The organism is Chryseobacterium sp. SIMBA_038, assembly GCF_046535115.1.
Lineage (GTDB): Bacteria > Bacteroidota > Bacteroidia > Flavobacteriales > Weeksellaceae > Chryseobacterium.
Genome location: NZ_JAWRXH010000002.1, coordinates 131,924 through 144,764, shown reverse-complemented (window position 1 = coordinate 144,764; position 12,841 = coordinate 131,924). Strand labels below are relative to the sequence as shown.

9 protein-coding genes and 1 riboswitch are annotated in these 12,841 nt (G+C 33.9%); of the genes, 5 read left to right on the top strand and 4 right to left on the bottom strand.

Annotation, left to right across the window (positions count from 1 at the left end):
• Window positions 1-3: 3 nt before the first annotated feature.
• Window positions 4-909, top strand: coding sequence for a GYDIA family GHMP kinase (locus SB689_RS06860; protein ID WP_410691392.1), 906 nt, complete (start codon window positions 4-6; stop codon window positions 907-909).
• 127 nt (window positions 910-1,036) lie between these two features.
• Window positions 1,037-2,656, top strand: coding sequence for a phosphoenolpyruvate carboxykinase (ATP) (gene pckA / locus SB689_RS06855; RefSeq protein WP_410691391.1), 1,620 nt, complete (start codon window positions 1,037-1,039; stop codon window positions 2,654-2,656).
• Window positions 2,657-2,827: 171 nt separating this feature from the next.
• On the opposite strand, the gene SB689_RS06850 is transcribed toward pckA, so the two are convergent.
• On the bottom strand, window positions 2,828-3,235 hold the full coding sequence (locus SB689_RS06850; protein ID WP_410691390.1) for a type II 3-dehydroquinate dehydratase: 408 nt from the start codon (window positions 3,233-3,235) through the stop codon (window positions 2,828-2,830).
• A gap of 242 nt (window positions 3,236-3,477) precedes the next feature.
• Window positions 3,478-3,574, top strand: a riboswitch (SAM riboswitch).
• A gap of 83 nt (window positions 3,575-3,657) precedes the next feature.
• Between SB689_RS06850 and SB689_RS06845 the strand changes: the two genes are divergently transcribed.
• Both SB689_RS06845 and SB689_RS06840 read left to right on the top strand, forming a co-directional pair.
• Window positions 3,658-6,567 carry a SusC/RagA family TonB-linked outer membrane protein gene (locus SB689_RS06845; protein WP_410691389.1) on the top strand — a complete coding sequence of 970 codons (2,910 nt, stop codon included), beginning with the start codon at window positions 3,658-3,660 and terminating at the stop codon, window positions 6,565-6,567.
• An 18-nt stretch (window positions 6,568-6,585) separates the two neighbouring features.
• On the top strand, window positions 6,586-8,079 hold the full coding sequence (locus SB689_RS06840) for a RagB/SusD family nutrient uptake outer membrane protein (RefSeq protein WP_410691388.1): 1,494 nt from the start codon (window positions 6,586-6,588) through the stop codon (window positions 8,077-8,079).
• A gap of 151 nt (window positions 8,080-8,230) precedes the next feature.
• Here the strand turns inward: SB689_RS06840 and SB689_RS06835 are convergent, their stop codons facing one another.
• From SB689_RS06835 to SB689_RS06825, 3 genes are all read right to left on the bottom strand, one after another.
• Window positions 8,231-9,826, bottom strand: a complete 1,596-nt coding sequence (locus tag SB689_RS06835) for a T9SS type A sorting domain-containing protein (RefSeq protein WP_410691387.1) — start codon at window positions 9,824-9,826, stop codon at window positions 8,231-8,233.
• A gap of 32 nt (window positions 9,827-9,858) precedes the next feature.
• Window positions 9,859-10,710 carry a cell wall anchor protein gene (locus SB689_RS06830; protein ID WP_410691386.1) on the bottom strand — a complete coding sequence of 284 codons (852 nt, stop codon included), beginning with the start codon at window positions 10,708-10,710 and terminating at the stop codon, window positions 9,859-9,861.
• A gap of 160 nt (window positions 10,711-10,870) precedes the next feature.
• Window positions 10,871-12,094, bottom strand: a complete 1,224-nt coding sequence (locus SB689_RS06825) for a protein O-mannosyl-transferase family (protein WP_410691385.1) — start codon at window positions 12,092-12,094, stop codon at window positions 10,871-10,873.
• Between the two features lie 202 nt (window positions 12,095-12,296).
• On the opposite strand from SB689_RS06825, the gene SB689_RS06820 reads away from it, so the two are divergent.
• A complete protein-coding gene (locus tag SB689_RS06820; protein WP_410691384.1) occupies window positions 12,297-12,620 on the top strand; it encodes a DUF6660 family protein in 324 nt (107 codons plus the stop codon).
• The last annotated feature ends 221 nt before the right edge of the window (window positions 12,621-12,841 follow it).

The following is a 12,841-nucleotide window of genomic DNA, read 5'->3' as shown; positions in this document are numbered from 1 at the left end:
ATTATGGGCGAGATATTTTCACCGGGAAAGCTAATGCTTACTTCAGAATATTTCGCGATAGACGGAGCTCTTGTCTTAGCGGTACCCACCAAGCTAGGACAAGAGTTTTTCTTTGATGAAAATCCGGATGGGAAATTTTTGATCATTTGGGAAGCTTATCATCAAAACAAATTATGGTTAAAAGCTGTCATCGATTACGAAAATTGGCAGATCTTAGAAACCAACATTACTTCTAGTGCTGAATTTATCCTTAAAACCTTAAAAAACGTTCAGAGTCTTTCTGAAACCAAATTCAAAAGCACACATTCTTATTATTTAAAAACAAACCTTCAGTTTCCTGCAGATTATGGTCTTGGAAGTAGCTCTACTTTGATGAATAATCTCGGAGAATGGGCTGAAATTGATCCTTTTCATTTAAATTCTATCAGTTTGGGTGGAAGCGGTTACGATATTGCCGTGGCAAAAGAGAAATCTGCCGTCCTTTTTCAAAGCAAACCTGAGATCAAATATGAAAGGGTAAATTTTGATCCTTCTTTTAAAAATGAGCTTATTTTTATTCACCTAAATCAGAAGCAGGATAGCCGTGAAGGAATCAATTTTTACAAGTCTAAAATTAAGTCTCAAAAACTGGTCGATGAATTTTCGAATCTTACAAGAAATATTTTACTATGTAACGAATTGGAAAATTTTTCCGAACTAATGTTAGTTCATGAGCAAAAAATATCAGATTTTCTTGAAATTCCCACAGTTAAACAAAAGTTTTTCGCCGATTGCCCTTCATTTGTTAAAAGTTTGGGTGCTTGGGGTGGAGATTTTGTCATGAGTGCCAAATTTGATGGCTTTAAGGACTATTTTTGGGGAAAAGGTTTTACTACTGTTTTTGAATGGTCTGATATAATTAATTTATAATCAGCATTTTACAAAGTCCTATTTTTATTTGCCAATCTGACTTATATCATTATATTTAAACCACCTTTAACAATTAATTAATATTAATTTTGTTGAACCCAAAAAAGAAATAGAAAATATAAGTAAAATGAAACACGCTAAAATCATCCAAGATTTAGAAAAATTAGGGATTAAAGGAGACTATGAAATTCAATATAATCCTTCTTATGAAGAGTTGTATCAAGCTGAAATTTCTCCTGAAAACCAAGGCTTTGAGAAAGCAGAGCTTACAGAATCTGGTGCGGTATCAGTAAAAACAGGAATTTTCACAGGTCGTTCTCCTAAAGATAGATACATTGTACAGGATGATGTTACAAAAGACACAATTTTCTGGGATGGTAAAGTTAATTTACCGACTTCTTCAGAAATTTTCCAGTCTTGTAAGGAATTAGTGTTGAACCAACTTTCAACTTCTAAGAAAATTTATGTTGTAGATGCTTTTTGTGGAACAAATACAGATACAAGACTTAAAGTAAGATTCATCGTTGAAGTTGCATGGCAGGCGCATTTCGTTACTAATATGTTTATCCGTCCTTCTCACTACGAGCTGGAAAACTTCGGAGAGCCTGATTTCACAGTAATCAACGGTTCTAAAACGACAAACCCGAATTGGGAAGCACAAGGATTAAATTCTGAAAACTTCGTAATGTTCAACCTTACTGAAAAACTTCAGATCATTGGAGGAACCTGGTACGGTGGAGAAATGAAAAAAGGAATGTTCGCAATGATGAATTATTACCTTCCATTAAAAGGAATGGCATCAATGCACTGTTCTGCAAACGTAGGTGAAGAAGGAGATGTTGCTCTTTTCTTCGGACTTTCTGGAACAGGAAAAACAACTTTATCTGCAGATCCGAAAAGATATTTGATCGGTGATGACGAACATGGTTGGGATAACAACGGTGTATTTAACTACGAAGGTGGTTGTTATGCAAAAGTAATCGATCTTTCTGAAGAAAAAGAACCGGATATTTTCAGAGCAATTAAAAGAGATGCACTTCTTGAAAACGTTGTCGTAAACAACGGAGTTTCTGATTATACTGACGGATCAATCACAGAAAACACGAGAGTTTCTTATCCGATTTATCATATTAATAAAATTGTTTTACCTTCAAAAGCAGGTCACGCAAGCAAGATTGTTTACCTTTCTGCTGATGCGTTCGGAGTATTGCCTCCGGTTTCTGTTTTGGATGAAAACCAAGCTCAATATCACTTCCTTTGCGGTTATACTTCAAAATTAGCCGGAACTGAAAGAGGAATCACTGAACCTGAACCATCTTTCTCACCAGCATTTGGTGAAGCGTTCTTAACATTACATCCAACAATGTATTCTAAAACATTGATCGGAAAAATGAAAGAACATGGTGCAAAAGCTTATTTGGTAAACACAGGTTGGAATGGTACCGGAAAGAGAATTTCTTTAAAAGATACAAGAGCAATTATTGATGCGATCATTGATGGATCTATCGAGAATGCTCCAAAAACTAGAATTCCAATTATGAATTTGGAGATTCCTACTGAATTACCAAACGTTTCTGAAGGTATTTTAGATCCTAGAAATACATACAGCGAAGTTACTGAGTGGGAAGAAAAAGCAAAAGATCTTGCTGCAAAATATATCAAAAATTTTGATCAGTATTGTAATACAGAAGAAGGGAAAAAGCTTATCGCTTCCGGACCTCAATTACAACAACAGACAACAAACTAAAAATAGAAATCCTCATCAAACGATGAGGATTTTTCTGTATATAATATTTAGATGCTTCGACTCCGCTCAGCATGACATCGCTAAAAATGTGCTGTTAAATGTGACAGTTAGTATTAGAACTGTCATGCTGAGCGGAGTCGAAGCATCTCTTATTTTCAATCTTAATAAAATTTATTTCAAACTCAAAATGGCAAGCCTGTATCCATCCATCCCAAAACCGGATAAAACCGCATCACTATTCGCTGCCGTCACAGATTTTTGTCGAAATTCTTCTCTTTTGTAAATATTACTAATATGAACTTCTACTTTCTGCTTCTGAATATTTTTTAAACAATCCGCAATCGCATAAGAATAATGCGTAAAAGCTCCCGGATTAATCACCAACGCATCAAAATCATCTTCCTGAAGTCTGTTAATTAACTCACCTTCAATATTTGATTGATAATATTGTATTTCATAAGAAGGAAATTCAGATTGCAAATTTTCCAAATAATCTTCCATAGAAACTGTTCCGTAAATTTCTGGTTCTCTTGTGCCTAACAAGTTCAAATTAGGACCATTGATGATTAAAATTTTCATTCTATAAAATTAAAAACTTTTTTCAATTAAGGCTTAAATATTTCATTTTTGGTGAAAATACTCTTTTGCATTATTTTTAATGATATTTCTCATATTTGAAAATTTAACATTTTGTATAAGTGTCTATTTTAGTGATTTTTAAGTTTAAATTAACTTAATTTTCATAAAATTATAATTAAAAATTTTAAAGTCTACTTGTTTTGTAGACTATTTGTTTTTAGCTTTGCATTCATATTTCGATCGGCTTATAAAGAAAGATGGAGGGAACTGACCCTATGAAATCTTAACAACCTGCTCTTGGCAAGGTGTTACATTCAGCCTTTAAAGGAACAATAAGCATTTGGTTAATCGTATTTATCGATACCCTTTGCTGTCTTTTCTGCAAAGGGTAAATTTTTAATATTTGATAAATAAAATTGATTATGATTAGCAAAGATTTAATTAATTCTAAAATTTGGATTCCACCTGTTGCTGTATTTTTCTTAGGAATTATCAGTGTACACGGTCAGGAAACAAAAAAAGATACACTTCGTGAGAAAGAAATAGATGAAGTTGTCGTAGTAGCTTACGGAAAAGCTAAAAAAACAAGTTATACAGGTTCGGTAGCAACGATTTCAAGTGAAAAAATCAATACCAGACCGGTTACAAACATCACAAAAGCATTAGAAGGACAAGTTTCTGGGCTTCAGGCGGTAAGCTCTTCTGGACAGCCGGGTTCTACAGCTTCTATCAGAATTCGTGGAATTGGTTCGGTAAGTGCTTCAAGCAATCCATTGTTTGTCGTTGACGGAATTCCTTTTGATGGAAATATCAACTCGATCAGTCCAAACGATATTGAATCAATCAGTGTTTTGAAAGATGCAACGGCAAGTTCGTTGTATGGTTCAAGAGGAGCTAACGGAATTATCATTATCACGACAAAATCTGGTAAAAAAGGGGAGGCTAGAGTGAATTTTAATATCAGTCAGGGTTTTTCTAGCAGAGCAGTAAAAGATTATGAACAGGTATCAACCGATCAATATTACGAATTATATTGGGAAGCACTGAGGAATGGGTATAAATCAAGTCAGGTTTCTTCCCAGCAGGCAGCGCAAATGGCAACTGATAATTTGGTGAATGCTTTGGGAATTAATCCTTATGGAGCAAGCTATCCCAATCCTGTAGGAACAGACGGGAAACTTTTGACAGGTGCAACCGCGTTATGGAATGACAATTGGAAAGATATTTTGCAAAGAACAGCTTCAAGAAACCAGGTTGACTTAGATTTCAGCGGAGGAAATGAAAAAAGCAATTATTTTTTCTCTTTAGGATATTTGGATGATAAAGGAATTGCGATAGAATCTGGTTTTAAAAAATATAGCACAAGATTAAAGATCAACTCTGAAGTCAAAAAATGGTTGAATGTTGGAGCAAATTTAGCGTATACAAACAGTCTTCAGGAAGCACCGCCATCATCAGATTCAAGAACGGATAATGTGATCAATGCAGCGAGAGTGATTCCGTCTTTTTATCCTTATTATGAAAGAAATGCAGACGGAAGTTATAAGTTGGATTCCAACGGAAATTACATTTACGATTTCGGAAAATATAGACCAACAAGTGCTTTGCAGAATGAAAATGCAGCCGCAACGTTGCCTTTAGATAAAAATGAAAACAGAGAAGATAACTTTTCAGGAAAGGGTTTTGCAGAATTTACTTTCTTGCCGGAGCTTAAATTCAGAACAAGTTTCTCTGTTGATTTAGTGAATTATAACGGTCATTATTACACCAATCCATTATTGGGAGAGGGTGCAGAAATTGGAGGATCGGTGACGAAAACCAATTCTAGAACGCTTTCTTACACGACGAGTAATATTTTGACTTACGATAAGAAATTCGGACAGCACCACATTAATATTTTGGGTGGTCAGGAATTTTATCATTATGAATATCAGACGATTTCAGGAAGCAGAAGTCAATTTTCACTTCCATATTATTATGAGCCGGATGCTGCTGCGTTGTTAGGTGGTTTCAGTGGAAGCAGTGATAAATTAGGATTATTGAGTTTCTTAGGAAAAGCAGAATATGATTATCAGAATAAATATTTCCTTTCGGGATCAGTAAGATCGGACGGGTCTTCAAGATTCTCTCCTGAAAATAGATGGGGAACGTTTTGGTCTGTGGGAGGTTCTTGGAAAGCATCCAACGAAACTTTTATTAAAGACTTAAATCTCTTCAACCAATTGACGCTTCGTGCAAGTTATGGTGGACAAGGAAATGATAAATTAAGCACCTATTATGCTTACCAAAGTTTGTATACTTTTTACAATAATTTAGGTGAAGGAGGAACGGTTGCAAGTAAATTGCCAACTCCTGATTTGAAATGGGAAACCAATCTTAACTTAAATGTAGGTTTGGAATTTGCGATTTTGAAAAACAGAATTAAAGGTAATGTAGAATATTTCCAACGTCAAAGTAAGGATCTTTTATTTGGAATGCCTTTAGCGCCGTCACTTGGTTTCACTGATTATCAGGCGAATATTGGTGAATTAAAAAATACAGGTTTTGAGTTTTCATTGTTCACAACACCCATTAAAACAAGCGATTTTGAATGGAATGTTGATCTTAATTTAAGCACTTTAAAAAATGAAATCACGAAACTTCCAAAAGGTTCAATCGTAAGTGGAACAAAACTGTTACAGGTTGGAGGATCAATTTACGATTTCTTCATTCCTGAATGGGTTGGGGTAGATCCAAGCAACGGAAATCCGCTTTGGAAAACAGTTACAACCGATGCCAACGGAAATACCGTGGAAGGAACAACTTCGGAATACGCAAAAGCTACAAAAACATTGCAGGGATCATCCCTTCCGAAAGTGATGGGAGGTTTGACGACAAGTTTAGCGTATAAAAACTTCGATTTCTCAACATTGGTGACTTTCAGCATTGGAGGAAAAATTTTAGATACGGATTACACCATGTTAATGCACAACGGAAGCTCGGGAGGACGAGCTTGGAGCGCAGAAATGTTAAACAGATGGACTCCCGAAAATACAAACACAGACGTTCCGATTTTAAGCACAACAACCAATAACTGGACTTCAACTTCATCAAGATTCTTATACTCAGGAACGTATGCGAGGATTAAAAATGTGAGTTTGGGTTACACACTTCCATCAGATTATTTTGGAAAATTAGGGTTGAAAAAATTCAGAGTGTATGTTCAGGCTGAAAACCTTTTGACGTTCTACAAGCATAAAGGAATGGATCCGGAACAAACTTTAGACGGAACAACCTATTACAGATATCCTGCGATGAGAACGATAACTTTCGGTTTACAGGCCACTCTTTAAACATTTAAAATTAAAACAATGAAAAATTTAAAATATCTATCTTTTGCTTTAATCACGTTATTTTCATTCATAAGCTGTGAAAATGATCTGGAAACGGCTCCGACCAATCAAGCTGATGAAGCGGAGGTTTTCAAGACGGCAGAAAGTGCAGAAACAGTAATTAACGGAACTTGGGCAAAATTCAATGATGACGGACCAACGTACGCTAATATTGGGTATTCAACGGTGTTGAGAACAAGTGATGCGATGGGAAGTGATGTTGCGGTTTTGACCAACAAATACGGTTTTCCCGGAGCGTATGCTTTCACAGATTTGGTGAATAATACAGGCAGCCGACCTCTTTATATCTGGAATTCTTTATATTCTGTGATCAATAATATGAACAATGTGATCGCCAAAATTGATGCTGCAGAAGGAAGTCAGGACAAGAAAAATCAGGTGAAAGGTCAGGCAAAAGCTTTGAGAGCATTTTGTTATTTTAACTTGGCGAGTTTTTATCAGTTCAGTTATTTGAAAGATAAAAATGCATTGACGGCTCCGATTTATACAGAACCAACAACGACGAGCTCAGTCGGAAAGAAAAAAGCAAGTCTGGAAGAAATTTATACGTTGATTAAAAGTGATTTAACAGACGCAGACAATTTACTTCAAAATTATACAAGAAATAATAAAGATAAAATCGACAGATCAATTGTAAACGGTTTGTTGGCAAGAGTTTATTTAAATACAGGCGATTGGACGAAAGCTGTAGCTTCTGCAAAAATTGCCAGAAACGGATACGCTTTAATGACTGCCGAAAAATATAAAGACGGTTTCAACGACATCAGCAACGGAGAATGGATTTGGGGACACGGGCAAACGCAGGAACAATCCGGTGAAAGTTATGCTTTCCACTTTTTGGATGTTTCGTCTTCTGGAAGTTATTATTACAGCTTCATGGCAGATCCTTATTTCAAAGATTTGTTTGATACGAATGATATCCGTTATTCTTTATTTTCATGGGATGGAAATCCAGGAAGAGAAGGGCTTTTGAGATATGCAAAGTTTAAATTTAAAGCTAATTTAATTGCAGACATCGTTTTCATGAGAGCAGCAGAAATGTATTTAATTGAAGCTGAAGCCGAAGCCAGAAATGGAAAAGTGACTAATGCAGTAACAGTTTTAAATCAATTAAAATCTGCAAGAAATGCTAATGTTTACAGCGGATCTTTAGCACAAAATGATGTGATTAAAGAAGTTTTAATTGAAAGAAGAAAAGAATTATTCGGAGAAGGATTCTCTTTATCAGATATTATCAGAACGCAGGGGACTGTTGTGAGAAAGTCTTATACAAATTCAAACGGACAAGCGATTCCGGTGCAAATTACAACGCCGGATGGAGTAGTGAAAACCGTCAACGGAAGAGGGCATACGATCTTTGCTTTCCCTGATCAATCGGCATTTGTAGCGAACAGTAGATATTATTTGTTTTCAATTCCACAAAAGGAGATTGAGAATAATCCTAACCTTTAAATATTAGATTTGATTTTTTTAAGAGCCACTGCATTATGCGGTGGCTTTTTTATTTTAATTAAAACAATAAATCAGGCGCATAAAAAATCCGAAGAAAAATTCTTTCTCCGGATTTAAATATTGCTGAATTATCAGCTTATTTAATTGTAACTTATTTTACAAGTATTTTCTTAGAAACCTTGTTACCATTGGTTAGGTTGATGATTAACAAATAATTAGTCTTTGGTAGGTTTTCAACTAAAACTTTAGTGTCATTACCTTTCAACATAACTTTGCCTGACATATCATACACCATCCAATTATTAATTTCTTCTTTTTTCAAATCAATATTAATAACTGTAGAAGAAGGATTGGGATAAATTTTAACATCTTTAGTGCTTGTTTTTATCTCTTCCGTTAATTTATCTTGCTTCGCTAACTGGTTAATGTTATTTGTTTTCATTGCTTTAGGCAAAACCGTATTGTCTGCATAGGCATAAAAATTTTCATAATCAATTTTTGTGTCCTGTGTAATAAGTAAATATCCGTTACCCTCGACTTTTATACCATTCCATGCGGCATGGTTTACGGCACTTACATCTGCTCCTGTCATTACAAAGTTGCTTCCATCTCTTACAATGATTCTGCTTTCAGGCGCCATGATTAAGTTACATGTAGCCAATAAACTGGAATTATTATCAATGTCAACATTAGAATAAGTCCTCATGTTCACATCCCAGGTTTGGCTGTTAGTTATATTGATATCAGCATTTTTAAATGAATCCTGAGTAAAGTATTGCCTCACACTCGACACTGAAGCAGATCTATACATATCCGAGATATTCTGAATGCTAAAATAATCATGATTTCCCGCATCATAGCTCATAATATTTGATCCGCAATCAGAATGAGATAAGCTTAGGTTGTGTCCCAATTCGTGAGGAAAACTATTGTATCCCATTCCGGTGTACCACTCACGAACTGTCGGCCAAGTCGGCGATCCCCAAGTTGGGTTACCTACAACAAAATTCTTCATCTGAATATACTTATTAAATAAATTAGGCCAAAACTGTCTTAACTTTCTATTTAAAGTATAGTAATAAGGAAATTCTGAAGCAGCCCATCCATCAATCAAAGGAACGCTGTAATTACCGCTCATCAGCTCATTATATATTTGTCCATTATTAGAAAAAATACAGTTGATTCCTTGAGGAATAGTTGGATCATTATCATAATAGTTATAATAATAATTATCTGATGGCGGATATAACGGCGCTGTTCCTCCCAATGGACCTTGAGAAGGATTATATCCTGTATACAAGAAATCCCATGCAGGATCTGCCTTCCAGATTTTATTAACAATAACTCTAATTCTTGTATCTGTAAAGTTATTGGCTCCATAACCATCACAACCCACTACTGGCTGTCCCATATTCCCTAGCCTGTAATTCATTCTGGCTACAATATCATCTATAACTTGATTGTGTTCAGGGTTATTTTGTTCAAAATTTCCTGTTCCGTCCGGTTTTGTAAGGAATATGAAATTAAGTTTTATATAAATGATTTCATCTGAAGCACTGGGTGTATATAAATTACTATTAGAAAAATAAGGAGAATTATTACCACAGTTTGTGGAAGGAGTAACGCTTTTATTTACCGGCGCCTCCATTTTGTCATCCATCACACATTCCACTTTATCCCAAGTCTGAGTTTGAGATTTTAGGAATGAGAGCGCGGATAAACAACTTAAAAATAGCAGTTTTTTCATAGTTGAAATTTAGTTTTTTAAGTTATCCGGGATTATTTTTTATCAGAAAGTAATTGTTGTAATTGCTTTTCCAGTTTTTCAATTTTCTCCGACTGATTTTGTAATTTTTTATTTTGCTCAATAGAATAAAGAGTTAATTCTTCGATTTTTTCAAGAAGCTTTGCATCCATTTCTCCAAGATTAATTCCATCTTTTTCAACCTCAGCAGTTGATGGAATATTAGGTAAGTGTCCTTTCTCCTGAATATGCTTTTCCACTTCTTCTAAAGTTCTAAGTTTGTAATCTTTTTTGAATACATAATCTGCCCAACCGTTTACTGAAGGGTTTTCAACTTTTATCTGTTCAGCCTTAATACCTTTTCTTACATATAACATGAAGTTAGGATCATTGTCATATTGATCTGTACCGATTGTTACTTTTCCGGTATTGAATATTACTAAGCTGTTTTTGTGAACTGCATCAGAAAATCTTATTCTTGTAACTCCTGAAGAATTTGGAGTACTTGTGTCCGTATTAGGATCTTCAGAATTATTGTTCCCCATTAAAAAGTTCAGGTCTCTCATTTCTCTGGTTTTTACAACGAAATCACGTTGCTGAGCCCAGCTGGCACCACAACCTGAACACTGAACACTTACAAGTTCCAATCTTGTTCCTGCAGGTGTTCCTGCAGCACTTTGGTTTCCTATTACAACTCCATTTACATAAGGACCTCCAAAAATTCTCATTCTTTCAGTATTATTTGTCTTAAATACAACATCCTGATCATCGGTTGTACCTATAAAGTTGTTCGTAGGAGTTGTTCCTGAATTTCCTGTTAATCCCCATGATTGAGCAAATGAGAATGACCCTGCCAATAAGGCAAGTGCAAGTAATGATGTTTTCATAAGTTAAAAAGTTTTTTAAAAATTTAAGTCACAAATGTAATTAAAATTCACAGTGTGTGGATTAAAAATAAATTAATTTTAGGTAAATATTAATTGTTGAGAACAATAAAAATAAAAACCACTTGTAGTTGCAAGTGGTTCTTTAGTATGTTTTTTTAACTTAATAATTATTTTTCTTTTTAATTTCTTCCCATTGAATAATAAGAGGATACATTTCTTTTACACCATATTTTTCATATAATGAATCTTTTTCATAATTTTTTAAAAGAGAATTCAGATCTGGATTTTGATTTAATGGTGGAAATAGCATATATCTTGTTCCTCCTTTAAACCCTTTTTCTTTCTCAAAATTCTTTCCGATAGAAGTTTTCTGTACAATTTTAAAAGATGCAAAATAAAATATAGGAAGTATAACAGGCAGTATTAATGGTATTTTAGGAAATCTATCCAATCCTTGCCCTATGAGGATAATAATAAATATGTAAGGAACGAGCTGGAAGACATGAACATCTGATACATTATGTTTGATACAGAAAAAGAGAAAAGGAAGAGCCCCGAAAAGAATATAGTTCAGATATTTTTTATTTTTTACTCCCAAAAAAATAAATACACTGAAAAATAAGAAATTGTATCCCAAGATGCCAAGATTCTTCATAATACTTTTAAATAGAGTTGAAGGATCATAATCAAAAAGAGAGTTTTCATATGCATTATCGGTAAATATCGCTACTAATGAATGGCGTCCAAGTGCTACGGGAAGTAATAGAATTGAAAATAAAAGAAGCGTAATAAGACCTCCATAAATAATGTGTTTTTTTAGAAGTTTAAAGTTTTTGAAGAGTAAAAAACAATAAAACGGACCAAAAAGTATAGTCTGAATATGTATTAAAAAAAGAATTCCTAAAAATATAGACAGATAATAAAAATATTTAATCTCTTTTTCTTTGAGAAATTTGAATACATTAATTAAAAATAAAATAACAAACAGTAAATAGAATGTATATACTTCTGTAATGACGGCTTGCCTCCAAAACGTAAACGAAAACCCGAAAAGCATAATGCACATCAGAGATGATTTTTCAGAAACTTCTAGTAAGAGCAATAATTTCCTTAAATAAAATAAAGCCAATAGTCCTGAAATAATACAAATGCTGACAAAAAGAATATGTACATTCATAAATGGCAGAATCTTATGAGCCAAGCCTAAAACATTGGAAAACAAGAAGTGATTTGTTGCATTCGATTCAAATGCAAATCCATAATAACCTTGTATAGTAAAGCCTAAAGTATCTCCCAAAGCAGGATCTTTTCCAATGGATAAAAAGTAGATAATACCCAATATTAAAAGGAAAATATAGGTGTAAGAGGAGTATTTATTTTGCATTGCTTGAATGGGTAAATGTGTGTTTTTACAAATTTAATAAATAGTCACAGTAATTTAGATTTAAAAACAATATTCTTTGTTTTCAATGACGATTCATGATCTTATTTTTTACTAAAAAGTCATAATTTTCTTAAGTGATAAAACATCACAATCATAAAGTAAATGACTTTTTCATTGATAAAAAATCTCTACCTTTGTCATAATGAACCTATTCAGATTGATTTTAGCGATGTATTTCGTGGTGTTATCCTTAATACCATGCGAAGACATACATAAAGAATCGGGTTCCAGCAAGACAGAATTGTCATTAAATATCGACGAATCTCATTCAAAAGACAAAGGAGATATTTGTTCTCCGTTGTGCGTTTGTAATTGCTGTCAGATTACGGTGACCGCTTTTAAGATGGATGTTTCAATGAACATTCCTCAAAAGATTCAAGCTTATTTTTCCAAGAAAATTCTATTTCAGAAAAACAATTTTGCCTATCAGGTGTACGACCATATCTGGCAACCTCCTAAGATTTAATCTATTTATTTTAAATATTCCATGAAACTTTGCAATATCGTTGCAGAGGTATTCATGATATTTTTGTATCTCATTTTTAAATGAAATGTAAAATATTCTCAATTAAAATTAATCGATTGCCTGTCTTTGCATCTTTGCTAAGTAAAACGCCTTTGCGAACTTAAAAACAGTTAGTTTGTCAAAGAAACTTAGCGCTCTTTGCGTTAAAAAATTAAGCAGCA